The organism is Paraburkholderia sp. DD10 (assembly GCF_049177125.1).
Taxonomy (GTDB): domain Bacteria; phylum Pseudomonadota; class Gammaproteobacteria; order Burkholderiales; family Burkholderiaceae; genus Paraburkholderia; species Paraburkholderia terricola.
This window is the reverse complement of record NZ_CP185392.1, coordinates 1,899,123-1,925,192: the sequence shown is the minus strand read 5'-3', so window position 1 is coordinate 1,925,192 and position 26,070 is coordinate 1,899,123. Positions and strand designations below refer to the sequence as shown.

Sequence of the window (26,070 nt, the reverse complement as noted above, 5' to 3'; positions counted from 1 at the left end):
AAAACCGCATTAAAACCGCGCTAAAACCGCACGAAAACCGCGGTAAGCGAACAGAAGCCAAAAAGAAAGGAGACAAGCAGTGCAGCAACCCCTATCCGCCGTGCCCAGGCTCGAACTGCGGCACGCGAGTAAATCATTCGGCCGGGTCCGCGCGTTGTCGGACGGCGACCTCGCGCTATGGCCGGGCGAAGTGCATGCGCTGCTCGGCGAAAACGGCGCGGGCAAATCGACGCTCGTGAAGATTCTCGCGGGCGTGCATCAGCCGGATAGCGGCGAGCTGCTGGTGGACGGCGTGGCGCGCCGTTTTGCGACGCCTGCCGAAGCGCGCGACGCGGGTCTTGCGGTGATCTACCAGGAGCCGACGCTGTTCTTCGATCTGTCGATCGCGGAGAACATTTTCATGGGACGGCAGCCGGTCGATCGGATCGGCCGCATCCAATACGACGCGATGCGCCGCGAGGTGGACGGCTTGCTGGCGTCGCTCGGCGTGGATCTGCGCGCGGATCAACTGGTGCGCGGCTTGTCGATTGCCGATCAGCAGGTGATCGAAATCGCCAAGGCCTTGTCGCTGAACGCCAACGTGCTGATCATGGACGAGCCCACCGCCGCGCTCTCGTTGCCCGAAGTGGAACGGCTCTTCGCGATCGTGCGCAAGCTGCGCGAGCGCGACGTGGCGATTCTCTTCATCACGCACAGGCTCGACGAAGTCTTCGCGCTGACGCAGCGTGTCACGATCATGCGCGACGGCGCAAAGGTGTTCGACGGCTTCACCGCCGATCTCACCACCGAGGCAATCGTCACGAAGATGGTGGGCCGCGATCTGGAGACGTTCTATCCGAAAGCCGATCTGCCGCCGGGCGACGTGCGCCTGTCGGTACGCGGCCTCACGCGCGTGGGCGTATTCAAGGACATTTCCTTCGACGTGCGCGCCGGCGAGATCGTCGCGCTGGCCGGTCTGGTGGGCGCGGGGCGCAGCGAAGTCGCGCGGGCGATCTTCGGCATCGATCCGCTCGATTCGGGCGAGATCTGGATCGGCGGCCAGCCACTCAAGGCGGGCAGTCCGGCCGCGGCGGTGCGCGCCGGCCTCGCGCTGGTGCCGGAAGACCGTCGGCAGCAGGGGCTCGCGCTGGAACTGAGCATCGCGCGCAATGCGTCGATGACGGTGCTCGGCCGGCTCGTCAAACATGGTCTCATCTCCACGCGCAGCGAGACGCAACTCGCGAATCAATGGGGCACGCGCTTGCGTCTGAAAGCGGGCGACCCCAACGCGCCAGTCGGCACGCTGTCGGGCGGCAATCAGCAGAAGGTGGTGCTCGGCAAATGGCTCGCAACCGGGCCGAAAGTGCTGATCATCGACGAACCCACGCGCGGCATCGACGTCGGCGCGAAGGCCGAGGTGTATGGCGCGCTGGCCGAACTGGTGCGCGAGGGCATGGCCGTGCTGATGATTTCGAGCGAATTGCCCGAAGTGCTCGGCATGGCCGACCGCGTGCTGGTGATGCACGAAGGGCGGATCAGCGCGGAAATAGCGCGCGCCGAAGCCGACGAGGAACGCATCATGGGCGCCGCGCTCGGCCAACCGGTTCCACCGTTGGGGTACGCCGCATGATGCGCCATTCATCGACTCATCCCGCGCCGGTGCAGGCGCCGGTGGCAAAGCGCTCAACCAACGCGCCGGGCGGCTTCGTTGCGGGCGTCGCGAAGAGCCGCGAAACGACCCTCTTCGTCGTGCTGATTCTGCTGATCGTGGGCACGGCGCTCGCAAAACCGCAGTTCCTCAATCTGCAGAATCTGCGCGACGTGCTGCTCAACGTGTCGATCATCAGCCTGTTGACAGCCGGCATGACGGTGGTGATCCTGATGCGGCACATCGATCTCTCGGTGGGTTCGACGGTCGGCGTCAGCGCGTATGCGGTCGGCAGTCTGTACGTCGCGTTCCCGCATATGCCGGTGCTGGTCGCGCTGGCCGCCGGACTCGCGATCGGGCTGGTGGCGGGCGGCATCAATGCGCTGCTGGTGGCGGTGGGGCGCGTGCCCTCGCTGGTGGCGACGCTCTCCACGCTATACATCTTTCGCGGCGCGGACTACGCGTGGGTGCACGGCGGGCAGATCAACGCCACCAGTCTGCCCGAGTCGTTCTCCGGTCTCGCGACCGGCACGTGGCTCGGCATTCCGACGCTCGCGCTGATCGCGCTCGTCGTGCTGGCCGGCCTCGCCGTGTACCTCAAGCAGTTTCGCGGTGGCCGCGAGCACTATGCGATCGGCTCCAATCCCGAGGCCGCGCGACTCGCCGGCGTGAACGTCGAGCGCCGCGTGATGGCGGGCTTTCTGCTCTCCGGCGCGATTGCCGGCTTCGCGGGCGCGCTGTGGCTCGCGCGTTTCGGCACCGTCGACGCGAGCACCGCGAAGGGCATCGAATTGCAGGTGGTCGCTGCGGCGGTGGTCGGCAGCGTGGCGATTACCGGCGGCGTCGGCACGATACTCGGCGCGACGCTCGGCGCGCTGGTGCTGGGCGTGATCAGCATCGCGCTCGTCGTGCTGCACGTGTCGCCATTCTGGGAGCAGGCAATCGAAGGCGCGCTGATCGTCGCGGCGATCACCGCCGATACCTTGCTGGCCCGCTCCGTCGCCAAACGCATGATGAGGAAACGCGATCATGGCTAAACCGGATTCCGCGCTGCTCACGCGCAAACGCGAAACGCCGCTGCAATGGGAAGTCTTGCTGGTGATCGTGCTGATGTTGTCGCTCGGACTCGGGCGCTGGTTGTCGCCGGTATTTCTCACCGGCGCGAATCTGAGCAACGTATTGGCCGACCTGACCGAGATCGCGTTGATGGCGCTGCCGATGACGCTCATCATCGTCGCCGCGGAAATCGATCTTTCGGTGGCGTCGGTATTGGGCGCGTCCAGCGCGTTGATGGGCGTGCTGTGGCACATGGGCCTGCCCATGCCGCTCGTGATCGTGATGGTGCTGATTGCCGGCGCGCTGGCCGGCTGGCTGAACGGCCTCGTGATCGTGAAGCTCAATCTGCCTTCGCTCGCGGTCACGATCGGCACGCTCGCGCTGTTTCGCGGCCTCGCTTACGTGCTGCTCGGCGACCAGGCGGTCGCGGACTTCCCGCCTGGCTATACGGCCTTCGGCATGGAAACGCTCGGCTCGACCTTCATTCCGTTGCCGTTCGTGATCGTGATCGTCGGCGCGGTGCTGTTCACGGTGCTGCTGCAAGCCACCGCGTTCGGCCGCAGCCTCTATGCGATCGGCGCGAATCCCACGGCGGCGGCGTTTTCCGGCATCGAAGTGGCGAGGATCAGGCTGCGCCTGTTCGTGCTGTCCGGCGCGATGAGCGCGTTGGCGGGCGTCGTCTATACGCTGCGCTTCACCAGCGCGCGCGGCGACAACGGCGAGGGCTTCGAGTTGTCGGTGATCGCGGCGGTGCTGTTCGGCGGCGTGAGCATTTTCGGCGGACGCGGCTCGATGATCGGCGTGCTGCTGTCGCTGCTGATCATCGGCGTGCTGAAAAATGCGCTCACGCTCGACGACGTATCGAGCGAAACGCTGACGATCGTCACCGGCGCGCTGCTGCTGGCCTCGGTGCTGATTCCCAATCTGGTCGCCCGCTGGCGCGCGGCGCGCGACCGGCGTTTCATCGCGAAGTCCGCTTCCTTATAACGTCAGATCGACAACCCGGACACCACCACGTCCAACAACAAGGCAGGAGACACTTCATGTTCAAACCTCTACGTCACACCGGCACGGCCGCGCTTTGCGTGGCGCTCGTGGCGATCAGTTGCGCCGCCTCGGCCGCCGGCCTGAAAAACGGCCTGAAGATCGCGTTCGTGCCGAAGCAGATCAACAATCCCTATGAAGTGATCGCCGACGACGGCGGCATGGCCGCGATCAAGGAGTTCGGCGGCGTGGGCAAGGTGGTGGGCCCGTCGGATGCGGGCGCGTCGTCGCAGGTGCAATACATCAATACGCTCATCACGCAACGGCAGGACGCGATCGTGATCGCCGCCAACGACGCCAACGCGGTGGTGCCGTATCTGAAGAAAGCGATGTCGCAAGGCATCAAGGTCGTGACCTTCGATTCGGACACCGCGCCCGAGGGCCGGCAATTGTTCGTCAATCAGGCGAATGCGGAGGGTATCGGCCGCGGGCAGATTCAGCTCGTGTCGAAGCTGATCGGCGGTGAGGGCGAGTTCGCGGTGCTGTCGGCCACGCCCAACGCAACCAATCAGAACACGTGGATCAAGTGGATGCAGGAGGAGTTGAAGAAGCCCGAGTATTCGAAGATCAAGCTCGTGAAAATCGCCTACGGCAACGACGACGATCAGAAGTCGTTCGTCGAAACGCAAGGCTTGTTGCAGGCGTATCCGAACCTGAAGGCGATCGTCGCGCCGACCACGGTCGGCATCGCGGCGGCGGCGCGCTATATCTCGTCGTCGTCGAGCAAGGGCAAGGTGGCGGTGACGGGCCTGGGCACGCCGAACCAGATGCGCGCGTTCGTCAAGAACGGCACGGTCAAGGCGTTCCAGTTGTGGGACCCGAACCAGCTCGGCTATCTGGCCGGCTATGCGGCGGCGAGCCTCGCTTCCGGCGCGATCACGGGTAAGGAGGGCGAGTCGTTCGACGCGGGCAAGCTCGGCAAGCGCACGATTGGCCCGCAAGGCGAAATCATTCTCGGACCGCCGACCACGTTCGATTCGAGCAATATCGACAACTTCAACTTCTGAGCGGCAACGTGCGCCGCGCGCGACGTCATGAGCTGCGCGCGGCGCCATGAAACGGGCGAGGCGCGTCGGGCGATGAACCGCCCGCGCGCCTCGTTCTGTTTCCAAGCGTCGAACCGCCTTAGAAACGGTGCTGAAGACCCGCCGTGACACCCGCTTGCGTATCCGCCGCGCCGGTCAGATCGCGCGACAGGCTAACCGCGTTGTCATGCTTCGCCATTGCATAGCCGCCCGCCAGATACAGCACGGTGCGCTTCGAGAGCGCGTACTGCGCGCGCAGCGAGAACAGCGTCGGATCGGCGTCGCTGCCGTCCTTGATGTTCTGATGATAGACCGCGGCAAACAGCGAGAAGAACGGCGTCACCTCGTATTGGCCGCCGAGCCAGTACATGTCGCTGCGCAAGGTCGGCGTGGCGGTGTGGAACGTGCGGCGGTAGTTGCGATATCCGGCCATCGCCTTGACCGGCCCGAAGTCGTAGCTCAAGCCCGCATGAATGCCTTGAATGTAGTTCGTGGTATCCGCGGGGGTCACGCTGTCGTTCGCGCCGTTCTGCCTGTCGAAGGTGACGACGGCGGCGAACGGACCGGTCTCGTAGCCGAGCGCGAAGTCGTATTTGGAACTCGACTTCATGCTGCCCGGCACGTTGCCGAAGCCGTACATCGCGCCGAACTTGAAGCCGGAGAACGTGCCGTCGTAACGCACCGCGTTGGACGAGCGCGAGAACAAACCGTCTTTACGCCCACCCGTCGCGGTGGATGAGCTCGCCCACGAGTAGTTCGGCGCGTAACCCATCGGGTCGAACTGCAACATGTAGTCGTAGGTGGTCGTGAAATTGCGGCCGAGCGTGATCTGCCCGAAGCGGTTTTTCAGGCCGATCGTCGCGCGGCGGTCGAAGATCGCGCCGCCGCTGTCGTCGAACTGGCCGTTGGCGATGTTGATGCCGCTCTCCAACTGGAACACCGCCTTCAGTCCGCCGCCGAGGTCCTCGACACCGCGCAGGCCCCAGCGCGAGGTGTTCTTGCCGCCCGACACGAGGCGCGTCGCGCTGCCGTCCGCACTCGCATGATTCACATATTCGATGCCCGCATCGACGATCCCATACAAAGTCACGCTGGATTGCGCCTGCGCGCTCGCCGCGAAACCGGCGAGTCCCATGCACGTTGCGCCGAGGGTTGCTTTCTTCATGCTCCACTTCATCAAGAGTCTCCTGTGGTTGATTTTGTTTGCTTCGGTTGGGGCGCTGCCGCCCGCGTTTCAACTGGCTTGCGCGAAGGCCCAGCAGTCGTTGGCGGGGAATTCGATCCAGTGACGGCCGGCGGCGCGCGGCACCGGGCCGAACGCGCGCAGGCGCAGGGCGCCGCAATGGAACAGGTATTCCCAGCGGTCGCCGAGATACATCGAAGTGATGAGTTCGGCTTCGAGCCGGTTCGCGCCCGGACCGTCGGCGACCTGCACGCGTTCGAGGCGAATCACGGCCTGGGCGTTCTGCCCGGCGGTGAGCGCTTCGCGGGCTTGGGCCTGCAATTGCCAGCCGTCGCCGGCGAGGGTCACGCGCTCGCCGTCCACCGAGGCGACGCGCGCGTCGATGCGGTTGTTGCTGCCCATGAACTCCGCCGTGTAAAGCGAGCGGGGCGAGCCGTACAGTTCGGCGGGCGTGCCTTCCTGTTCGATGCGGCCGTTGCGCAATAGCAGGATGCGGTCGGACATCGCCATCGCCTCGGTCTGGTCGTGCGTGACGCACAACGCGGACAAACCCAGCGATACGATCAGTTCGCGCAACCAGGCGCGCGCTTCCTCGCGCAGCTTGGCGTCGAGATTCGACAGCGGCTCGTCGAGCAGAATCACCGGCGGGTTGTAGACCAGCGCGCGGGCGATCGCGACGCGCTGCTGCTGTCCGCCCGAAAGCTGATACGGATAGCGCGCGGCGAGGTGGCCGAGGCCGAGCTGATCGAGCGCGCCCTGCACGCGCTTTTTCTGCTCGGCGCCCGATACGCGCCGCAGCTTCAATCCGTAGCCGACGTTGTCCGCCACCGTGCGATGCGGCCACAGCGCATACGACTGGAACACGAGACCGAGCGAGCGCTGCTCGACCGGCAGATCGACCTTCGCCGCGCCGTCGAAGAAAGCCTTGCCGTCCAGCTCGATGCGGCCCGACGACGGTTGTTCGAGCCCGGCGACCGCGCGCAGCAGCGTGGTCTTGCCGCTGCCCGATGCGCCCAGCAGGCACACCACTTCGCCGGGGTTCAGTTGGAACGACACGCCCTTCAGGATCGGGTTGTCGCCATAGCTGAGAAAGAGGTTGTCGACCGAGAGCTTATCCATGCAATTTCACTCCGAAGCGCAGAGCGACGCCGAGTCCGACGCCGACCATCGCGATGTTGATGACAGAAAGCGCCGCGACCTGATCGACCGCGCCGGTCGCCCACAGCGACACCAGCAGCGCGCCGATCACTTCCGTTCCCGGCGAGAGCAGATAGACGGCCGTCGAGTATTCGCGCTCGAAGATCATGAAGATCAGGAGCCACGCCGCGAGCAAACCGAAGCGCACGAGCGGCAGCGTCACGTCGAGACTCACGCGGGCGCGGGTGCCGCCGACGCTGCGTCCCGCTTCCTCGAGTTCCGGGCCGACTTGCAGCAGCGCGCTTTGAATCAGGCGCATGCCATAGGCGAGCCACACCACCGTGTAGGCGATCCAGATGCTCCACATGGAGCTCTTCAGTTCCTTCAAGCCCGGCACGAACAGGAAGATCCACAGGAACGCGAGACCGGCGAGCAGGCCCGGCACCGCGCGCGGCAACAGCACGAGGTAATCGAGCAGGCGCGTGGCCCAGTCGTTGCGGCGATGGCCCGCGAACGCCACCAGCGAATAGAAGCCCACCGCGAGCGCGCCGCCGAACACGCCGATGCCGAGCGTGTTCAGGATCGCGCGCACCAGGTTGTCCTGCTCGAACAGGTCGGTGAAGTTGGCGAGCGTCAGCACTTCGGCGAGCTTCACGCCTTCGCCCCAGTTGGTGACGAACGCGCGCAACGTGATGCCGGAGAGCGGCACGAAGACGGTGAGCATCAGCCACAGCGCGACGATCGCGAGCGCCACCCAGCGCCATGCGCCGAGCGGCAGCACGGTCTGACGCCCGGCCTTGCCCTTGACCGTGACGAAGCGGTTCGCGCTCTTGAGCAGCCGGCGTTGCAACAGCACCAGCGGAAACGTGATCGCGACGATGCATACCGCGACCGCGGCCATCAGGTGATAGGACGGCACGCCGAGCTTGTTGGTGAGCTTGTACAGATACGTGGCCAGCACGAGGTGCCCTTCGGGGTCGCCGAGCACGAGGGGCAGGCCGAACACCTCGAAGCCAAGGAAGAACACCAGCACGCCGGCGAACAGCAGCGCGGGCAGCGTCATCGGCAGGCTCACGTCGAGCGCGACGCGAAACGGCCGCGCGCCGGCGACGCGCGCCGCTTCCTCGACGTCCGAGCCGAGATTGCGCAGCGCCGCCGACGAATACAGGTACACGTGCGGCACATGCGTGAGGCCGACGATGATCGTGATCGCGAGAACGGAGTACACGGTCCAGGGCGCTTCGGCGGTGCCGAACAGCGCCTTCCACCAGACCGAGTAGAAGCCGACCGGGCCGGCCGCGACCACGTAGCCGAACGCGAGCACCATCGGCGAGACGAATACGGGCGTGAGCAGCATCGGTTCGAGCCAGCGGCGGCCGGGCAGGTCGGTGCGCACCATCAGGAACGCGAGAATGCCGCCGAGCGGGATCGAGATGAACAGCATCCCGCCCGCGATGATGAAGGAGTTCTTCAACGCGGACCAGAAATCCGGGTCGCTGAAAATGAACTGGAAGCCGGCGAGGCCGAGCGTGCGGTTGGCGTCGAAGAACGGCGCGTTGAGCACGCTCTGAAACAGGATGAAGCCGAGCGGCAGCGCCACCGCGATGGTGAGCACCGCGACGACGAGCCAGCGCAGCAGTCCCGCGAACGGCTGCAAGCCGCCTCGCGGCAAGGCGCCGATCGGGCCGCCGTCGGCTGCGAGCGGCGCGCTATCGCGGCGTGCGGGTGCGCTAGTGGAAAGCATGAGTGTCCCCCTGCGGCGAATGAAGCCGCATATCGACAGGTAGTGAGAGAAGGCCCGGCGCCCGCGCTTTTCGCGTGGACGCCGTCAGGTCAAGCGAGGTTTAGCGCTTGATCGACTGTTGCCATTGCTTGAGGAATTCAAGCCGTTTGGACTGGTCGAGATAGACCAGCAGGCCCGCGCCGATCGGGATCGGCTTGAGCGAATCGCCGAGCTGTTTCGTCAGACCAGCCATCGACGTTTCGCCTTCCACGTCGGAGCGGATCGAGAACAGGCTCGCCTGATTCGCGAGCAAGGTCTGGCCGCGTTGCGACAGCAGATAATCGACCCACAGCCTGGCGGCGTTCGGGCTTTTCGCCTTCTTCGAGATCGTCACGAGGCGGCTCACCACCAGCGTGTAGTCTTTCGGGTAGACGTAGCCGATCGACGGGTCTTTCTTCGCCTTGGTGAGCGCGTAGGAGCCGAGAATGTTGTAGCCGATCAGGTTTTCACCCGACGAAATACGCTCCATCATCGCGCCGGTGCTCGATTGCAGCTTCGGGCCGGTGGCGCCCATCGCCTTCACCAGATCCCACGTGACTTGCGGATTGACGCGCGCGTCTTGCGTCAGATAGTTGAAGCCGACGCCGGACTTCTCGATGTCGTAGGTCGTGACCTTGCCCTTGAACTGGTTGGGCTTGTTTTGCAGCAGCTTGATGAGGTCGGCGCGCGTTTGCGGCACGTCGCCGGCCGCGAGCAGCCGCTTGTTGTAGACGATCGCGAGCGGCTCATACGTGGTGCCGTAGGCCTGCTTCTGGTACTGCGCCCACTGCGGCAACTGCTTCGCCTCGGGAGAGTCGTAGGTCGCCATCAGGCCGTCGTTGACGAGCTTGACCTGCAGGTCCATCGCGGAGCTCCACAACACGTCGGCGCTCGTGCTGCTGGCCGCGTTTTCGCTGATGAAGCGGTTGTACAGCTCCGTGCTGTTCATATCGTTGTATTCGACCTTGATGCCGTACAGGCTTTCGAAGTCCTTGATGAGCGGACGCACGAGCGCGGTGTCCGTGACCGAATAGACGATCAGCTTTCCTTCCTTCTTCGCCGCGTCGACGGTGCTCTGATAGTCACCGGGATAACCCGCGGGAAACGCCGCCCACACTGAGTTTGCGGCAAAGGCAGCAGCAACTGCGAGGCACTTCAAAGAGATTTTCACGTCTTCCTCCAGAAAACACTGTGTTTGTTTTGTGTGAGCGAATGGTAAGAGACGCGCGCTTTCTGAACGCTTTCAGTTTTTGAAAGAAATGAGTGACAATGGTCGAATTCGCCTCATGGATTTCCCTGGGATTTTGCTCATGCGTGTGCTGCTCGTCGAAGACAATCCGATCCTTTCCCGCTCGCTTACCGACGCGCTGACGAGCGCGAAACTCACCGTCGATTGCATGCATGACGGCGAGTCCGCCGACCACGTTCTGCGCACGCAAGACTACGCGTTGGTGATTCTCGATATCGGCTTGCCGAAGCTCGACGGGCTCGAAGTGCTGCGCCGTCTGCGCGCGCGCCGCAACGCGGTGCCGGTGCTGATCCTCACCGCGCACGGTTCGGTGGAAGAGCGCGTGCGCGGTCTCGATCTGGGCGCCGACGACTATCTCGCCAAGCCTTTCGCGCTCACCGAACTGGAAGCGCGCGCGCGTGCATTGTTGCGCCGCAGTCATGGGCAGGAGCCCTTGCATGCGCAATGCGGCACGCTGCTTTACGACAGCGTGGATCGCGGCTTCACGCTCGACGGCGAACCGCTCGCGTTGACGCCGCGCGAGCGTTCGGTGCTCGAAGTGCTGATCCTGCGCAACGGTCGCGCGATCAACAAGGACACGTTGTCGGAGAAAATTTTCGGGCTCGACGAATCGGTGAATGCGGACGCCATCGAGATTTACGTGCACCGCTTGCGCAAGAAACTCGAACACAGTTCGGTCGGCATCGTGACGCTGCGCGGGCTCGGCTATCTGCTGGAAGCCAGAAGCCCATGACGCGGCCGAATCTGCGCGTGCGGGTGGCGCTGTGGCTGCTGTTGCCGCTGCTGTTATTGCTCGCGTTCGACGCATGGCTCACGTATCAGCGCGCGATGAACGCGGCGCACGCGGCCTTCGATCGCACGCTGGAATTTTCGTTGCGCTCGATACGCGACGGCATCCGCTTGCGCGACGGCAGGATCGAAGTCGATCTGCCGTACCTTGCTCTCGAGATGTTCGAGTCGAACGGCGGCGGCAATATCTACTATCAGATTCGTGAAGAGGGCGGCGCCGTGGTGACGGGCTATCCCGATCTGCCGGACGCGAAAAAAGCGCCGGCCGAGCCCTACAGCGTGCGGTTCTATGACGGCGTGTTTCGCGGCCGGCCGCTGCGCATCGCGATGCTGAGGCTGCCCGTGCACGACGTGCCGAGCGCGCAGACGCGCGTGGTGCTCGTGAGGGTCGGCGAAACGATCGAGCAGCGCCAGGCGTTGGCGCGCGAGATTCTCACCGGCTCGCTGCAACAGGAATTTCTGCTGGTGGTGCTCGCGCTCGGCATCGTGTGGCTGGGGGTCGCGCGTGGCTTGCGGCCGTTGAACCGCTTGTCGGCGAAAGTCGCCGCGCGCGCCGAGGACGACCCCACGCCGCTCGATACCGTGGGCCTGCCGAGCGAAGTGGCGCCGCTCGTCGATTCGATCAATCAGTACATTGGCCGCACGCAGTTGATGCAGTTGTCGCGCCGGCGCTTTTTCAACGACGCCGCGCATCAGTTGAAAACGCCGCTGGCGGTGATTCAGGCGGAGTCGGAACTGGCGCTGCGCGACAGCGACGGCGTGGGTGCTGGCGTTGGTGTGGGTTCCGCTTCTTGCGGCGAGGACAACCCGAGCGGCAATCGCCGGCAAGGCGTCCATTTGCGGCGCCTGAATCGCGCGGTGCAGCAGGCGGTGCGCATCGTGCAGCAGTTGCTGTCGCTCTCGCGGCTCGACGCGGACAGCGGCTATACGGTCAAGCATGCCGCGGTGCCGCTGCATAAGGTGGCGCGCAGCGTGACGCTCGACTGGTCGCCGGTGGCGCGCTCGCGCGGCATCGATCTCGGCTTCGAACAGGACGAGCGCATCGAGGTCATGGGTCAGACCGATCTGCTCGCGGAACTGGTCGGCAATCTGATCGACAACGCGATCCGTTATTCGGGCGACGGCGCGGTGATCACCGTGCGCGTCGCGAGCGAGAACGGGCAGCCGCTGCTGCAAGTGATCGACAACGGCCCCGGCATTCCGGTTGGTGAACGCGATGCGGTTTTTGAACGCTTCTATCGCAGCGAGGCGACGCAGACGGTCGAGGGCAGCGGGCTGGGCTTGTCGATCGTGCGGGAAATCGCGCGCGTTCACGGCGCGCTGATCGCGTTGAGCGATGCGCCCGGTGGCGGGCTGGTGGTGAGCGTGCTGTTTCCGGCATTAGAGCCGGCGTGACGTTTCCCGCGCCTTACCGGCGGATCGTGAAGCTTTGCGCGTATCCCGCGGAGGGCGTGCTGTCGCCCCACACCTTGCCGTCGATGAATACCTGCGCGGTGTGACCGGCGGGCACCGCCACGCCCACGCCTGCGGCCGCCTCGCGATACAACTGCGTCTGATTGACCCGCGCCGCGATCTGCGCGTAATCCGCGCGCGCGTCGATCATGCCCCAGCGCTCGAACTGCGTGACGAACCACGCGCCCTCGAACGCATGCGGATAGTTCACGGCGCCGTCGTCGAAGAAACGCACGGGCAGGCCGCGCGGCGTGGAGGCGGCGATCTCGTCGCCGAGGCGCGCGGCAATCAGGGCTTCATCGATGCCGATGTACTCGGGCCGCGCGAGCCAGCGCGCGATTTCCTCGCGATGTCCCGCGCCGTCGAGCCAGCGGCAGGCTTCGAGCATCGTCTGCACGAGCGCGCGCGCGGTGTTGGGATTCGCTCTGACGAAATCGCGCCGGCAGGCCAGCACTTTCTCGGGATGATCGGGCCACACCTCGCTCGTATACGCGATCGTCCTGCCGACGCCTTCGGCTTCGGCCATCGCGTTCCACGGCTCGCCCACGCACAGGCCGTCGAGCTTGTCGTCGGCGAGCGCGGCGACCATCTGCGGCGGCGGAATCACCACGCTTTCGATGTCGCGCAACGGATCCACGCCTTGCGACGCGAGCCAGTAGTACAGCCACATCGCATGCGTGCCGGTGGGGAAGGTCTGCGCGAACACGGGCTTGCGGCCGAGCGTCGCGAGCGCCTTGGGCAGCGTGCGCTGCTCGGCGAGCGCGTCGGCGAGACGGTTCGACAGCGTGATGCCCTGGCCGTTGCGGTTGAGCACCATCAGCACGGCCATGTCCGTTTGCGGACCGCCCAGGCCGAGTTGCACCCCGTAGACGAGCCCGTAGAGCGCGTGCGCCGCATCGAGATCGCCCGACAGCAGCTTGTCGCGCACGGCGGCCCACGACGGCTGACGGGATAGCTCCAGCGTCAGGCCATGCGCGTGGCCGAATTCGAGCAGCTTCGCGGCGACGAGCGGCGCGGCGTCGGAGAGCGCGACGAAGCCGAGCCGCAGATGGGTTTTTTCGAGCGGCCCCGAGGCGAGCGGCGAGGCGAGGGAAGTGGGAGCGTTCATGGGCGGCGCTTCATTTGGGCGGGTCGGCCGCCGCCACGATGGCGCGCGCGACCTCGGCGAGTTTGACGCCCTGGTTCATGGCGCGCTTGCGCAGACTGGCGTAGGCGGCGTGTTCGGTGATTTTCTGCTGATCCATCAGCAGGCGTTTGGCGCGATCGATCAGCTTGCGTTCGGCGAGTTCGCTCTCGGCCTGCGCGAGGCGTTCGCGCAACTGCGACTCCTGCGCGAAACGCGCGAGCGCGACTTCGAGGATCGGTGCAAGCCGTTCCGTGGCGAGACCCTCGACGAGATACGCGGTCACGCCCGCGCCGACCGCGTCGCGGATCAACTGCTGGTTGTCGTCGTGGCTGAACATGAGCACCGGGCGCGGCGCGGTGGCGTTCATCACCGCGAGTTGCTCGAGCGTATCGCGCGAGGGCGATTCCGTGTCGATGATGATCACGTCGGGCCGTTCGCTCTGGACCACGCGATGCAGCGCTTGCGGCGTGGCGGTGCCGGCCAGCATCTCGTAGCCGAGGCGGGCGAGGGCGTCACGGAGATCGCCGATGGGCTTGTCGGTATCGGTTACGAGGAGAACGCGCAGCATGGGGTAGGAATCGTCGACGGCTGAACATCAATTAAGCGAGAAGCGTGCCATCGGGGTCGTGATGCATCGAAAGCAACGCAATCACGGACTTATCCACGATACCGGCAGACGCCGCCGCACCGAAGCGGGGCATGCGCGAGCGATGCACCGAAGCGGCGCATTGTGTGGCCGCTTGCCGATCGGCTCGGCAGGTTCGAGCAGGCGCGCGAAAGCGCCGCCGGGAAGAAGCTGGAGCGGTGTTCGGACAGTAGGGGAAGCGAGAGAGAGTGGAGCGCTAGTCGGCCAGCGGCGCAAAGCCGATGCACCATCGAGCACCACATCTGGACGAAACGCGGCGCCGCCGCAGCGCGCCGCTCAGGCTCGAGTCAACGAGTCAAGCCGGAGAAGGCGCGCGAAAGGCTTCGCGAACAGCACAGCTGCAACGAGCTGCATGGGGTAACGCAAGGAACGCGCGGGACGCGCTCAGCGTGCCGTCGGCCTTAACGGCGACGGAACTGCGAGTTGCGGGCGCCGCCGCCACCGGTGGCGCGCTCGTCTTTGTGGCGGAAATTGATCCGGCCTTTGGTCAGGTCGTAGACCGACAGTTCCAGCGTGACGCGGTCGCCCGCGAGAATACGGATGTGGTTCTTGCGCATGCGTCCGGACGCGTAAGCGCCAACCACGACGCCGTTGTCGAGCGTGACGCGGTAACGGCTGTCCGGAAGTACTTCGTCGACGATACCGTCAAGTTCAAGCAGTTCTTCTTTCGCCATGCATAACTCCTGGTCGATGGGATAAGGGGTGTTGACCGCCGGCGAGGCCGCGCGGCGCAACATCGGATACGGTTGACAGTAGACCCTCCTGGGCCCGCTGTTTGTGCGGCATCAGCCCATGCGCTGATAGTAAACCGCTCAAAGATCGGCGACGGACTGGCCGTCCACGCGACCGTCGATCAATTGTTCAGCATGCGCCATGCACGCGATGCGCGCCTTGCCCGTGCCGTCGAACGGAAACAGGTATTGCAGACGGAACACGCGCCCGTCGGCAGCCGGATTGGCGCCCACGCGGCAGATGCGCACCGACGCGTCGTAGCCTGCGTCGGCATTGCGGCTCGTTTGGCCGTCCGCCGGGCGGCGCGGATAGACGAGCGGATGAATTTCGTAACCCTTGTACGTCTTGACAACTGAATTCATGAAGCATGTGTCCTGTATTACGTGGCCGGCGTGTCACGCGTGTTACGCGCGGCACGACAGGCCGGCGGCGCAGCGCCTTGGGGCGCGCCGCCATGGAAAAAGATTGGCGCAGCAGGCCCGATGGCAAGGGCTTGAGCGCGGATTCGATGGAGAAGAAACACGCTGATGTCGCGCGGACACCGGACGCGTAAAGCTGAACGACTCAGCTGCACAACTCGCGGCGGCGAATGCATGCGGCGCATTGCCGGAGTGACGGGATCGCCGACGGGCGGCGGTCGAACAGTCGGGGGTAGTGCGGAGATGCCGGTTTGAGACTGCCTGGTGCTGCCAGTGCTGCGAATGCGGATACAGCTATTCCAATATGATGCACTAAATGGGCCTGATTGGATAGCGAAATGTTCCGCGCACCGGCGAGCCGCCCATGTGGCGGGGCTTTGAGCGCGAGAGAGCGGCGCGCTGAATGGCGTGGCGCATGAGCGGTGCGCCGGGTGCGGGTTCTCGCCGTGGCGGCGAGAGCCCGCAGGGCCCGATGGCTCAGCGGGAAGTTTCGGCGACGCGCTTTTGCAACTCACGTGAGGCCGCGAGCGGAATGCGCGCGTCGTCCCACACGGCCAGCCATTCGACTTCCTTCGACGTGAAGATTTGCCCGTGATTGCGCAACGCGTATTGCAGCGAATCAATGATGTGATTGCGGATGATCTCAGGCGTGCCTTCGTCGTCGAGCACGGCGCGAAACGCTTCGAGCGTGGCCATCTGTTGCTCCGTGAAATAGAGGGTTCTTTTATCGCACGAAAAAAAATCGCTCGCCAAGCGGACAAAAATCGTCATGAGCAGGCGGGTTCGCGCGGCTCGCTGGTTTTGAGGACGTGACCGATGCCGCGGTCGCCGCACCTTAAGCGGGGTCGCTACAATGGCGAGTCGTCGCGCGAAGAAGGTCGCCTTGGGACAAGCTCCGCGCGTGGCCGGCTCGCCGGCTCAATCGTCGCGCTTCGCCGTCGCCTAGCTGGTGGGAAGGCGGCGCGGCATCTCCGAACACTGCGATTTTCCAATGCGCAAGACAACCGTGCCGCCTGTGAAAGACCTGCTGCTGGACCGCTACGCACCCATCGCCGACGGCATCGCGGCGCTCTTTTATCCCTGCGCCGAAGTGGTGATTCACGACCTGCGCGATCAGACCATCGCGTATCTCGTCAACAATCTGTCGAAGCTCGAAGTGGGCGGGCCGTCCGTGCTCGACGAGGTCCACTATGCGGCGCGCGGGCGGACCATCGGTCCCTACGAGAAGCTCAACTGGGACGGCCGGCGCATGCGCTGCGTGAGCAACATCCTGTTCGACGACGACGGCAAGCCGGCCGGCATGCTGTGCATCAACTTCAATATCGCGGTGTTCGAGGACGTGCGCTCCACGCTCGATCTGTTCATCAAGGGCGGCAATCTGACGGACGCGCCGGCGGAAGATCTGTTCCGCGACGACTGGCAGGACCGCATCAACACGTATCTGCACACGTGGCTGCGCGAGCGGCAAATCGGCATCAATGCGCTCACGCGCGAACACAAGCGGGAAATCGTCGAGGCGCTGCATGCGCAAGGCGCGTTTCGCGGCCGCAGTTCCGCGAACTACGTGGCCGCCGTGCTGACGATGGGACGCGCCACCGTCTACAAGATTCTGAAGCAGATGAAAGAGGGCGGCTGAACGTTTTAACCGCGGCGCCAGCGCGCAGCGGTTGTCAATTCAAGGAGATGCGTATGGTGCGCTACCGGCACTACAAAGGCGGCATTTACGAACTGGTTTGCGAGGCGACGCTGGAGTCCGATCCGAGCGTCACGATGATCGTCTATAAAGCCAGCAATGGTACGATCTGGACGCGTCCGGCTTCGGTGTTTTTCGAGTTGGTCGAACAGGACGGCGTGAAGGTGCCGCGCTTCGCACCGATCAACTAACGGGTCATTACAAACAGGAAATCCGCATGCGTTTATTGCTTGCCATCATTTTGCCGTGGTTCCAGTTCTTCACGATCGGCCGTCCGTTTGCCGGCATCATTTGCCTGATCTTGCAGATCACGCTGATCGGCTGGATTCCTGCCGCGATCTGGTCGGTCTATGCGCTGAGCCAGTACAACACCGATAAGAAAATCGCCCGGGCGATGGGCGGGCGTTAAAGCGCGCAATAGCTCGTGGCGGCGGTGGCGTTCGCGGCGTTGCGGCGAGCGGATTTACCGGGGCGGCAATTCGACCGCCTCCGGCGCTTCGATCACCACGTCGGTTTCCGCGATCGCCACGCACGGCAGAATATAGCCTTCCGTTTTTTCTTCCCGGCTCAAACCCGGCCACTCGATCGTGTAACGCACGCGTCCGGTTGTCATCTTGCATAGACACGTGCGGCACGTGCCGTTACGGCACGAACGCGGCAGACGCAGATTGGCAAAGCCGGCGGCTTCGAGAATCGTGAGCGAATCGGGCGCTTCGAAACTCGTGCCGAGCGGCTCGACGCGAACGAGAGGCGAGCGAGTGGAGTCGGACATCGTGTGAATCGGTGACGGAGTGCGTCACTTTACACGGCGCGCGGAATGCGCGGACGTCCCGGCGTCTGGAGCGTCGCAGCGCTTCATGTCATGCGAACGCGCAAGCATGCGCACGGCGGCATTCACCTGTACGCCTCAGCCGTCCGCCGCTTCAATGCGTCGTGCCGCCGCGCCGCAAATACCGGTACACCGTATTGCGCGCCAATCCCAGCTCGCGGGCCGCCGCCGAGACGTTTCCGTCGAGTCGCGCGAGCGTTTGCGCGATCAACGTGGCTTGCCACTCCTCCATCCGGGCGGGCGATGCCTGAGCGGGCGGCTCAATGGCCACGCTTGCGCCATCATCGTTCGCTGACGCTGACGCTGACGCTGACGCTGACGCTGACGCCACAGGCAATTGCGCAGGTTCGTTAGCCGGAGCCTCGACGCAATCCTGCAGGAAGTCGTCCGGCAAATCCTCCAGTTCGATCTGCTCCGCGCCTTCGGCCATGATGCTCGCGGTGCGCAGCACGTTCGCCAGTTGCCGCAGATTGCCCGGCCAGCGGCATTGCGTGAATCGCTCCAGCACGGCGTCGGAGACGCGGCGCGGCAGGCGCTCGCCGTCGGGCTGCAAGGCCAGCATGCGCGTGACGAGCGCCGCGAGATCGGTGCGCTCGCGCAGCGGCGGCAAGGTCACGACGAGTCCGTTGATCCGGTAATAGAGGTCTTCGCGGAAGGTGCCCGCCTCGATCATCTCGCGCAGATTGCGGTGGGTCGCGCAGACAATGCGCAGATCCACGGGAACCGCCCCCGTCCCGCCGAGCGGCACGACGCTGCGCTCCTGGAGCACGCGCATCAAGCGCACTTGCTGGGCGAGCGGCATGTCGCCGATTTCGTCGAGAAACAGCGTGCCGCCATCCGCCTGCACGATCTTGCCGACGCTGCCGCGCTTCTTCGCGCCGGTAAACGCGCCGTCTTCATAGCCGAACAATTCCGCTTCGATCAACGTCTCCGGCAACGACGCGCAATTCAGCGCGACGAAGGGCGCGTTGCGCCGCGGCGAGTCGTGGTGGATCGCGCGCGCGAGCCACTCCTTGCCGGTGCCGGTTTTGCCGAGGACGAGAATCGGAATGTCGCGTCCGCGCAGTTTCGCGACGCGCCGCAGAACCGCTGACATCTGCGCGTCGCCGGTATCGAGCGTTTCGAGCGTGGCGAGCGGCGCCGGCTCACCCAGCCGTGCCGCGCGGCGCGCCCCGGCGGACGCCAATGCAGGAGCCACCCCATCAGCCGACGCGACATGACGCGGCGCCGAATACTCGCCGCGCGCGAGCACGCGCACGCCGCTCGGCAGCGTCAGCACGATGCTTTCGCCTGGCGCGCGAGTGAGCTGCTGCAACAGCTTGGGGAAGGCGACGCCGAACAGCGCCTCGAACGATTGCCGTTGCAGATCGGCGAGCGGTTGCCCGAACTGGAACAAAGCGCTGCGATTCGCGGACAGAAAGGTGCCGTCCGGCGCGAACGCCGCGAGTCCTTCAAACAGCGTGCCGATGAATTCCGCGCGCGCATGAAAACGCACGCGAATCGCGTCGGCGAACTGATTGGAGAAAAGATGATTTTCGATCATCTGCGCCGACATTCTGACGAGCGCGAGCGTGTGCTTATGAAAGCCGCGCGTGTCGCCGCTCACGTCGAGTGCGCCGATGGTGCGCCCGAACGGGTCCGCGATGGGCGCGCACGAGCAGGTGAGAATCCGGTTCGCGTGCAGAAAGTGTTCGTCGGCGTGCACGACGGTCGGCTGCCCGTCGACCAGCGCGGTGCCGATCGCGTTCGTCCCGCGATCCGCTTCCGCCCATGAAACGCCCGGGCACAACGCGACGCGATTGGCTTTTTCGACGAAGTCGCTGTCGCCGAGACTGTGCAGGATCAGCCCGCGATTGTCGGTGAGCAGCACCATGCTTTGGGTGTCGACGATCTGCGCATGCAGCGTTTCCATGACGGGCAGCGCATGCGTATAGAGCGACTGATTGCGATCGACCAGTTCGCGCAGCGCGGGCCGGCGCAGCGGATGAAAGTCCGGCGTTTCCGACGCGCGCAGGCCGATCTGAAGCGAACGGGCATGAGCTTGCGCGATGACATCTGGCCGACCGATGGCGGGCGGCGTGGCAGGACGAAGGGTCAAGGCATGTCTCCGGTGTTCGGATGCGGCGGGTACATTGCCCGCCGTTGCATGCCGCAGCGCAACATAGGCGCGCGCGGCCGAACACCGATATTACAGGACCGGGCGGGAAGCGCATGGCAGGGAAAGAACGGAGTCGCGGCGCTCGCGATGACGTCCGACGGGCCGCGCCTTGCATTGAGATCAAGCAAACGAAAGGAAAACTTGCGGAGCGGCCGAACTCGTCTAAAGTGAATCAAATCACTTCCGCGGAGCGCGAACGACGGCGCCGTCGCAGTGAAGTGACGAGCCCGCGCCACCAGCATTGGACAAGGAGGATGGAGCTGCCGGCGCGACAGACGCAACCCGCGTGCGCGTTACCCGGCGACTTCATGCGCAGCATCAACCTTCCAGGTGAACCCCATGCAGATCCTTTTCCCGAATGAAACTCCTGAATATTCAGGTCGCGAACTCACGTTGGCATTCCCGGCGATGGTCGATGGAGAGAGGGTGGAATGCATGATCACGGCGGAGGCGCTGGAAGATCATTTCGGTGCGGCGTCGCCGCGGCTGGAGGATATGGTTGGGGCGTTCGATACGCATCGGGCCAGGATCGAGGCCGCTACGCGGCGGTTGTTGTCGGAGACTCGGGCGCAGTGTCTTGTGTTGCGGAGTGGGTATGTGAGGTTTTATGAGGCTAATTGGCGGAATTAGAATTGGCTGCGTGCCTGTGCCTTTGCTGCCTTTGGCCTTTGCCTGATTTGTTAGTGGTCTATTAGCGTTGCCCCTGTGCGGGGCAATGCTCTCAACTTAAGCCCCGCTGCATCAAGCGAGTTTGTACGCGAGATGGAAGTGGGGCTTGGCTTTTCTGGGTGGTCTTGGATAGGAGCGTGAGGGCTGTATCCGGCATCGGGTCTGGTGGATCATTTCCAGCACACCGGCGAGGCCGTCCAGACAGCGCTGGATGCGCAGAAGACACGCGCCGAGGATGGGCTTGAGTGCGCCCAGTGCATACACCCGGTTAGGACGGCTGGCATGTCTGTCGTCGTGCGGCGCATCGAGATCGCTGAGCAGTGTGCACAGGTTGTCGGCGAGGATTTTTGCGCCGAAGTCCTGCTGTAACGCCAGGTAATCGAGGCCTGTGACGGCTTCCAGCCGCAGCCGGTGCTTGAGTCGTTTGAATGCTTCCTCGACCCGCCAGCGCTGGTGATAGAGCGCGCCGAACGATGCCGCCGGATAACGCCCGCCATCGAGCAGCGAGGTCATCAGCACACGCACGCGACCGCCCGGCGTGACGTCGCGGATCAGGCGCACAGTCGTGGGCGTACGCGCCAGTTCATAGGCGCGGGCATCCGGTTCGCTGGGCGCTTCCAGTGTCACCACATGCTCGGCTTTACCGCTGCGGGTAAAGGCGCTGACGCAGAGCTAAGGTCGGAACTGGTGTACGGGGGAGTTAAGGCGGGAGATTGAAGGCGGTGGAGGTTTCAGCTGAGAATCTGATTGTCGAAGTCGGAAACCAGCAAACAACAAACCATCCACCATGAGCAAGTTTACGGAAAAAGAAGTCGTCGGTCTATCGGCGGCCGGTCTGGGTCTGGACGAACTGGTGCGGCAGGGAGCGCGGCAGGTGATTCAGCAGGCCATCGAGGCGGAGCTGTCGGCGCTATTGGAACGGTTCGAGAACGTCAAGACCCTGCACGGCCAGCGTGCCGTGGTACGCAACGGCTATTTGCCGGAGCGCGAGGTGCTGACAGCAGCCGGCCCCATTCCGGTGAAGGTGCCGAAGGTTCGGGATCGATCAGGATCAGGTGTGAAGTTCAATTCGTCGATCGTGCCGCCGTACGTGAGGAAATCGCCGCGCGTGAGTGCCGCGTTGCCGTGGCTGTATCTGAAAGGCATCTCGACGGGCGACATGAGCGAGGCGCTGAGCGTGCTGCTGGGAGATGACGCCAAAGGCCTGTCGGCCAACGTGGTGAGCCGGCTGAAGGCGCAGTGGGCCGATGAGCATGCCAACTGGAGCCGGCGTGATCTGTCGAAGTCGCGCTACGTCTATTGGTGGATCGACGGCATTCATACCGGCCTGCGTAGTGAGAACTCGGACGGCCAGTGCCTGCTGGTGATCATTGGCGTCAGGCCGGATGGGCGCAAGGAGCGTGTCGCGATCGGGGACGGGTATCGCGAGTCGAAGGCGTCATGGCAGGAGCTGCTGCTCGATCTGAAATCGCGTGGCCTGCAGACCGGACCACTCCTGGCAGTTGGGGACGGCGCAATGGGCTTCTGGGCGGCGCTGGAAGAAGTGTTTCCTGCGACACGCGGCCAGCGCTGCTGGTTTCACAAAATGGGCAACGTGCTCAATGCACTGCCGAAGTCGCAGCAAGGCCGCGCGAAGGCGGATCTGCAGGCAATCTGGATGGCCGCGACGCGCGCCGACGCGTATGTCGCGTTCGATCGTTTCGTGACGGTCTATGCGGCGAAATACCCGAAGGCGACTGAGACGCTGAAGAAGGACCGGGAGAGTCTGCTGGCCTTTTACGACTTTCCGGCCGAACACTGGCAGCACCTGCGCACGACGAATGCGATTGAGTCGACGTTCGCGACCGTGCGTCATCGCACCACGCGCACGCGCAACTGCGTGTCGCGACCGACCTTCCTCGGTCTGGCATTCAAGCTGATCGAGGAAGCCGAGAAAACCTGGCGCCGCATCAACGGCCCTGAGCAGATCAAGCTGTTGCTGGAGGGCATTGCCTTCAGGGACGGCGAGCCGGTGCAAGGCGATCAACCGGTTCAGCAGAAACTCGCCGCTTGACGTCGCCGGCCATTAACCGCCCATACACCAGACTTGACCTTATCTCCTGACGCATTTCCAGTTACGCGCATCGACGCGCATGCAGAACGGGATTTCGCGCTGTGCGAGCGCCGCCACCATCGCGTTGCCGATATAGCCGCGATCGAGCAGCAGCAGGTCGGTATGCGGTTGCAGTACATCGAGGGCTTCGAACAGCATCTGCCGCTCGCCGCCGTCGGCGGGATGAAGTGCAGCGTGCAGGGTCAGTTCGGAACCCGGCAGGAACAGCGCAAACGCGTAGTGATCGGCGCGCAGTTCATGGCCGCGACGCGTGCCCACACGCAGGCGGCTACCGTCAGCGGCGACCAGCCTCAGGCCGTGCCAGCGCATCGAATCGATATGGGGTTGGGCCAGCGAGATCAGGCGGGCGCGGGCCAGCTCGAACAGTTCGGCAGACACTCCCCGTCGCGCCTTGCTGAAGGCCTGTGCGCTGACAGCGCGGGTGCGCCCGCCGCTGCTTCCCAGTGCGCCGAATAGCGCGTCAAGTTCGGCCTGCACACTGGCGCACATGCCGGACATCATCAGCGCGGCCATGCGCGGCAAGGTCAGTGTGCGATTGCGGGTAAAGGCAGTGGGAGAACGACGCACGCGATCGGCGAGCGCCGGATCGAGCAGGAAATCGGAGAACTCAGCCAGAAGCCGCGAGGACGCTGGTATTTGAGTTCATATCGTTGATTTATCAGTGAGTTATGCGATGAAGTTTACAGGGGCAATGCCTCGTTTACAAGCTCTTTGAGGCTTAAGTTGAGAGCATTGCCCCGCACAGGGGCAACACTAATAGACCACTAACAAATCAAGGAAAGGCCAAAGGCCAAAGCCCAAAGCCCAAAGCCCAAAGCCCAAAGCCCAAAGCCCAAAGCCCAAAGCCCAAAGCCCAGCAACAAAAACCCAACCCCCTAACACCACAAAAAAAACCGCGCCGCCAGGCAAAAAAACAAAACCGCACATCCCGTGCCACAAAAAACCCGAAACTCCGCCCTGATAACGTCGTCTGACGCGAACGGACCCTCTACAATCGGAAGCGACCGCACCACGCCTCATTACCGGCAGTAAAAAGTGAAAGCGAACCGCGCAAGCGAACCCATAGGAGCGACCCTGATGCAGCAGCCAGAAGCCCTCGGCGGCCTATCCCACTCGGGCGGAATCGACCACCGCGAACCCGAGCCCGACGGCGCATTCATCCCGACGGAAAACCTCAACGTCGCCGCGGCCACCCAGCACGTGCTGAAGTCGGGCGACACTTTCATCGTCAACGATCCCCTCGGCGATATCACCGGCCGCGACGACGGCCTGTTCGTCAACGACACCCGCGTCCTCTCGCAACTCCGCCTCACCTTCGGCGGCCGTGCGCCGTCGCTGCTGTCGGGCAGCGTCAGCAGCGACAACACCTCGTTCACCGCGCACCTGACCAACCGTCCGTTGCCGCCGCTCGGCGGCGACAGCACGCCGGAAGGCGTGATCCACGTCGAGCGCATACGCGTGCTCTCGGGCACCGTGCTCAACGAAGCCATCGAACTCACCAACTACGGCACGAGCGATGCCGTGGTGCCGCTGTCCATCTCCTTCGCCAGCGACTTCCGCGACATGTTCGAAGTGCGCGGCCTGACGCGCGACAAGCAGGGCCGCATCCAGCCGGCGCGGGTCGAGAACCGCGAGGTGCTGCTCGGCTATCTCGGCCTCGACGACGTGGCGCGCAACGTCCAGATCGCCTTCTCGCCGGAGCCGGACAAGCTCTTTGCCGATCGCGCCGACTACACGGTGAAACTGCCGGCGCAGGCGTGCGTGTCGATTTATCTGTCGGTTGCCGTGCAGGTCGTCGCGAAGTCGGACAGGCCGAGCGCCGATGTCTCCCAACCCTTGCATCCGTTGAGCGAGGCCCATCTGTCGCAAATCGACGCGGAGCGTCCACGCGTGGGCCGCGCCGCGGTGCGCGCGGCGCTGGTCGACGCCCACCTCGTCATGCGCGAACGGCGCCGCGTCACCGCGCGCGTGCGTTCGAGCAATCCGCTCTTCAACGCATGGATCGACCGCTCGTTCGCCGACCTCGGCCTCCTGACCACCGACCTAGCCACCGGCCCGTATCCGTACGCCGGCATCCCGTGGTTCTCGACGCCGTTCGGCCGCGACGCGGTCATCACGTCGCTGCAGACACTGTGGCTTCAACCGCAGCTGGCGGCCGGCGTGCTGCGCTTTCTCGCCGAGCATCAGGCGCGTGAGAATTCGCCGTTTCGCGACGCCGCGCCGGGCAAGATCATGCACGAGATGCGCAAGGGCGAAATGGCCGCCACCGGCGAGGTGCCGTTCGCGCTCTACTACGGCGGCGTCGACAGCACGCCGCTCTTTATCGTGCTGGCCGGCGCCTACGCGGCGCGCACCGGCGACCTCGCGCTGGTCGACGAGTTGTGGCCGGCGCTGGAGCGCGCGGCGCATTGGGTCGCGGGCGTGTGCGACAAGAACCGCCATGGCTTGCTGGACTACCAGCGCGAGTCGGCCGGCGGGCTCGCGAATCAGGGCTGGAAGGACAGCCACGATTCGGTGTTTCACGCCGACGGCCGTTTTCCCGACGGCCCCATCGCGCTCGTCGAAGTGCAGGCGTATGCGAGCGCCGCGTTCGACACGATGGCGCACTTCGCGAAGCTGCGCGGCCTGCACGACCCGGCGAAGCACTACAAGGCGCGCGCCACGCGCATCCGCGAGTGCGTCGAGCAAAAGTACTGGATGGAGGAAGCGGGCTTTTACGGCATCGCGCTCGACGGCCACGGCGAACTGTGCCGCGTGATGGGCTCGAACGCGGGGCACCTGCTCGCCTTCGGTCTGCCGACGCGCGAGCGCGGCGAGTCGGTGGTGCGCGCGCTCGACTCCGCGCTGTTCCACACCGGCTGGGGCGTGCGTACGCTGGCCGCGAGCCAGTCGCGTTTCAACCCGATGGCGTATCACAACGGTTCGGTCTGGCCGCACGACAACGCGATCTGCGCGCGCGGCCTGTCGCGCTACGGCGGCAAGGCGTCGGCGGTGCGGCTGCTGCAGGCGTTGTTCGAGGCCGCGGTCAACTTCGACATGCGCTTGCCGGAGCTCTTCTGCGGTTTCCCGCGGCGCCGTGGCGAGCCGCCCACCGCTTATCCGGTCGCCTGTTTGCCGCAGGCATGGGCTGCGGGTTCGCCGTTCATGATGCTCGAAGCATGCCTTGGCATCACCATCGACGCGGAGCGCCGCGAAGTGCTGATCGAGCAGCCCATGCTTCCCGAAGGTATCGACTGGCTCGAACTCGGCGACTTGCGAGTGGGCGATGCGTCGGTGTCGATCACGTTCCGGCGCATCGGCGAGAAGGTGGTCGCCTCGGCCGAGCAGGGCGATGTGCGAGTGGTCGCGCTGCTATAGCGCA

General features: G+C 64.6%; 25 protein-coding genes. 12 read left to right on the top strand and 13 right to left on the bottom strand.

What is annotated here, in order from left to right; translation table 11 throughout:
* Window positions 1–79 precede the first annotated feature (79 nt).
* The 4 genes from ACOCG7_RS08770 to rhaS are packed head-to-tail and all read left to right on the top strand — an operon-like array spanning window position 80 to window position 4,734.
* Entirely contained in the window at window positions 80–1,609 is a 1,530-nt protein-coding gene (locus ACOCG7_RS08770; RefSeq protein ID WP_347143493.1) for a sugar ABC transporter ATP-binding protein, read from the top strand.
* Complete coding sequence (locus ACOCG7_RS08765) at window positions 1,606–2,664, top strand: ABC transporter permease (RefSeq protein ID WP_073432110.1); 1,059 nt, start codon at window positions 1,606–1,608, stop codon at window positions 2,662–2,664. The genes ACOCG7_RS08770 and ACOCG7_RS08765 overlap by 4 nt, the downstream gene beginning before the upstream one ends.
* Window positions 2,657–3,670, top strand: a complete 1,014-nt coding sequence (locus ACOCG7_RS08760) for an ABC transporter permease (protein WP_073432111.1) — start codon at window positions 2,657–2,659, stop codon at window positions 3,668–3,670. Before ACOCG7_RS08765 ends, ACOCG7_RS08760 begins: the two co-directional genes overlap by 8 nt.
* A gap of 56 nt (window positions 3,671–3,726) precedes the next feature.
* A complete protein-coding gene (gene rhaS / locus ACOCG7_RS08755) occupies window positions 3,727–4,734 on the top strand; it encodes a rhamnose ABC transporter substrate-binding protein (protein WP_073432112.1) in 1,008 nt (335 codons plus the stop codon).
* A 118-nt stretch (window positions 4,735–4,852) separates the two neighbouring features.
* Here the strand turns inward: rhaS and ACOCG7_RS08750 are convergent, their stop codons facing one another.
* The 4 genes from ACOCG7_RS08750 to ACOCG7_RS08735 all read right to left on the bottom strand — a co-directional run bounded on the left by ACOCG7_RS08750 (window position 4,853) and on the right by ACOCG7_RS08735 (window position 10,005).
* On the bottom strand, window positions 4,853–5,929 hold the full coding sequence (locus ACOCG7_RS08750; RefSeq protein ID WP_073432113.1) for a porin: 1,077 nt from the start codon (window positions 5,927–5,929) through the stop codon (window positions 4,853–4,855).
* Window positions 5,930–5,986: 57 nt separating this feature from the next.
* Window positions 5,987–7,054, bottom strand: a complete 1,068-nt coding sequence (locus ACOCG7_RS08745) for an ABC transporter ATP-binding protein (protein ID WP_073432114.1) — start codon at window positions 7,052–7,054, stop codon at window positions 5,987–5,989.
* Entirely contained in the window at window positions 7,047–8,816 is a 1,770-nt protein-coding gene (locus ACOCG7_RS08740; RefSeq protein ID WP_073432115.1) for an ABC transporter permease, read from the bottom strand. The genes ACOCG7_RS08745 and ACOCG7_RS08740 overlap by 8 nt, the downstream gene beginning before the upstream one ends.
* Window positions 8,817–8,916: 100 nt before the next feature.
* Entirely contained in the window at window positions 8,917–10,005 is a 1,089-nt protein-coding gene (locus tag ACOCG7_RS08735) for an ABC transporter substrate-binding protein (RefSeq protein WP_073432116.1), read from the bottom strand.
* 139 nt (window positions 10,006–10,144) lie between these two features.
* Here ACOCG7_RS08735 and ACOCG7_RS08730 point away from each other — a divergent pair, with 139 nt between their 5' ends.
* Together ACOCG7_RS08730 and ACOCG7_RS08725 are read left to right on the top strand one after the other, a co-directional pair.
* Window positions 10,145–10,816: a response regulator gene (locus tag ACOCG7_RS08730; protein WP_083086414.1), complete on the top strand. Its 672-nt coding sequence runs from the start codon at window positions 10,145–10,147 to the stop codon at window positions 10,814–10,816.
* Window positions 10,813–12,267: a sensor histidine kinase N-terminal domain-containing protein gene (locus ACOCG7_RS08725; RefSeq protein WP_073432117.1), complete on the top strand. Its 1,455-nt coding sequence runs from the start codon at window positions 10,813–10,815 to the stop codon at window positions 12,265–12,267. Before ACOCG7_RS08730 ends, ACOCG7_RS08725 begins: the two co-directional genes overlap by 4 nt.
* Before the next feature lie 13 nt (window positions 12,268–12,280).
* Here ACOCG7_RS08725 and ACOCG7_RS08720 read toward each other — a convergent pair whose 3' ends face one another.
* The 5 genes from ACOCG7_RS08720 to ACOCG7_RS08700 form a co-directional block, all read right to left on the bottom strand.
* Entirely contained in the window at window positions 12,281–13,432 is a 1,152-nt protein-coding gene (locus tag ACOCG7_RS08720) for a CmpA/NrtA family ABC transporter substrate-binding protein (RefSeq protein ID WP_421375153.1), read from the bottom strand.
* A 10-nt stretch (window positions 13,433–13,442) separates the two neighbouring features.
* On the bottom strand, window positions 13,443–14,018 hold the full coding sequence (locus tag ACOCG7_RS08715; RefSeq protein WP_073432119.1) for an ANTAR domain-containing response regulator: 576 nt from the start codon (window positions 14,016–14,018) through the stop codon (window positions 13,443–13,445).
* A gap of 479 nt (window positions 14,019–14,497) precedes the next feature.
* Window positions 14,498–14,770, bottom strand: a complete 273-nt coding sequence (gene infA, locus ACOCG7_RS08710; RefSeq protein WP_007177610.1) for a translation initiation factor IF-1 — start codon at window positions 14,768–14,770, stop codon at window positions 14,498–14,500.
* A 138-nt stretch (window positions 14,771–14,908) separates the two neighbouring features.
* A complete protein-coding gene (locus ACOCG7_RS08705; RefSeq protein ID WP_073432120.1) occupies window positions 14,909–15,190 on the bottom strand; it encodes a hypothetical protein in 282 nt (93 codons plus the stop codon).
* 534 nt (window positions 15,191–15,724) lie between these two features.
* On the bottom strand, window positions 15,725–15,943 hold the full coding sequence (locus ACOCG7_RS08700) for a hypothetical protein (RefSeq protein WP_073432130.1): 219 nt from the start codon (window positions 15,941–15,943) through the stop codon (window positions 15,725–15,727).
* Between the two features lie 295 nt (window positions 15,944–16,238).
* Here ACOCG7_RS08700 and ACOCG7_RS08695 point away from each other — a divergent pair, with 295 nt between their 5' ends.
* From ACOCG7_RS08695 to ACOCG7_RS08685, 3 genes are read left to right on the top strand one after another with little or no spacing between them, the layout of a single operon-like run.
* Window positions 16,239–16,883, top strand: coding sequence for a helix-turn-helix transcriptional regulator (locus tag ACOCG7_RS08695; RefSeq protein ID WP_073432121.1), 645 nt, complete (start codon window positions 16,239–16,241; stop codon window positions 16,881–16,883).
* Between the two features lie 53 nt (window positions 16,884–16,936).
* On the top strand, window positions 16,937–17,131 hold the full coding sequence (locus tag ACOCG7_RS08690; protein ID WP_073432122.1) for a DUF1653 domain-containing protein: 195 nt from the start codon (window positions 16,937–16,939) through the stop codon (window positions 17,129–17,131).
* Between the two features lie 26 nt (window positions 17,132–17,157).
* A complete protein-coding gene (locus ACOCG7_RS08685; protein ID WP_073432123.1) occupies window positions 17,158–17,349 on the top strand; it encodes a YqaE/Pmp3 family membrane protein in 192 nt (63 codons plus the stop codon).
* A gap of 54 nt (window positions 17,350–17,403) precedes the next feature.
* Here the strand turns inward: ACOCG7_RS08685 and ACOCG7_RS08680 are convergent, their stop codons facing one another.
* On the bottom strand, window positions 17,404–17,712 hold the full coding sequence (locus tag ACOCG7_RS08680) for a 2Fe-2S iron-sulfur cluster-binding protein (protein WP_073432124.1): 309 nt from the start codon (window positions 17,710–17,712) through the stop codon (window positions 17,404–17,406).
* 151 nt (window positions 17,713–17,863) lie between these two features.
* Window positions 17,864–19,867 carry a sigma-54-dependent Fis family transcriptional regulator gene (locus ACOCG7_RS08675; protein ID WP_421375147.1) on the bottom strand — a complete coding sequence of 668 codons (2,004 nt, stop codon included), beginning with the start codon at window positions 19,865–19,867 and terminating at the stop codon, window positions 17,864–17,866.
* A 399-nt stretch (window positions 19,868–20,266) separates the two neighbouring features.
* Between ACOCG7_RS08675 and ACOCG7_RS08670 the strand changes: the two genes are divergently transcribed.
* Window positions 20,267–20,557, top strand: a complete 291-nt coding sequence (locus ACOCG7_RS08670) for a DUF1488 domain-containing protein (protein ID WP_073432126.1) — start codon at window positions 20,267–20,269, stop codon at window positions 20,555–20,557.
* Window positions 20,558–20,668: 111 nt separating this feature from the next.
* On the opposite strand, the gene ACOCG7_RS08665 is transcribed toward ACOCG7_RS08670, so the two are convergent.
* Window positions 20,669–21,223: a transposase gene (locus ACOCG7_RS08665; protein ID WP_421375145.1), complete on the bottom strand. Its 555-nt coding sequence runs from the start codon at window positions 21,221–21,223 to the stop codon at window positions 20,669–20,671.
* Between the two features lie 160 nt (window positions 21,224–21,383).
* Here ACOCG7_RS08665 and ACOCG7_RS08660 point away from each other — a divergent pair, with 160 nt between their 5' ends.
* Window positions 21,384–22,649, top strand: coding sequence for an IS256 family transposase (locus ACOCG7_RS08660; protein ID WP_421375143.1), 1,266 nt, complete (start codon window positions 21,384–21,386; stop codon window positions 22,647–22,649).
* A gap of 39 nt (window positions 22,650–22,688) precedes the next feature.
* On the opposite strand, the gene ACOCG7_RS08655 is transcribed toward ACOCG7_RS08660, so the two are convergent.
* Complete coding sequence (locus ACOCG7_RS08655) at window positions 22,689–23,276, bottom strand: transposase (RefSeq protein WP_421375141.1); 588 nt, start codon at window positions 23,274–23,276, stop codon at window positions 22,689–22,691.
* A gap of 510 nt (window positions 23,277–23,786) precedes the next feature.
* On the opposite strand from ACOCG7_RS08655, the gene ACOCG7_RS08650 reads away from it, so the two are divergent.
* Window positions 23,787–26,066 carry an amylo-alpha-1,6-glucosidase gene (locus tag ACOCG7_RS08650; protein ID WP_154873134.1) on the top strand — a complete coding sequence of 760 codons (2,280 nt, stop codon included), beginning with the start codon at window positions 23,787–23,789 and terminating at the stop codon, window positions 26,064–26,066.
* The last annotated feature ends 4 nt before the right edge of the window (window positions 26,067–26,070 follow it).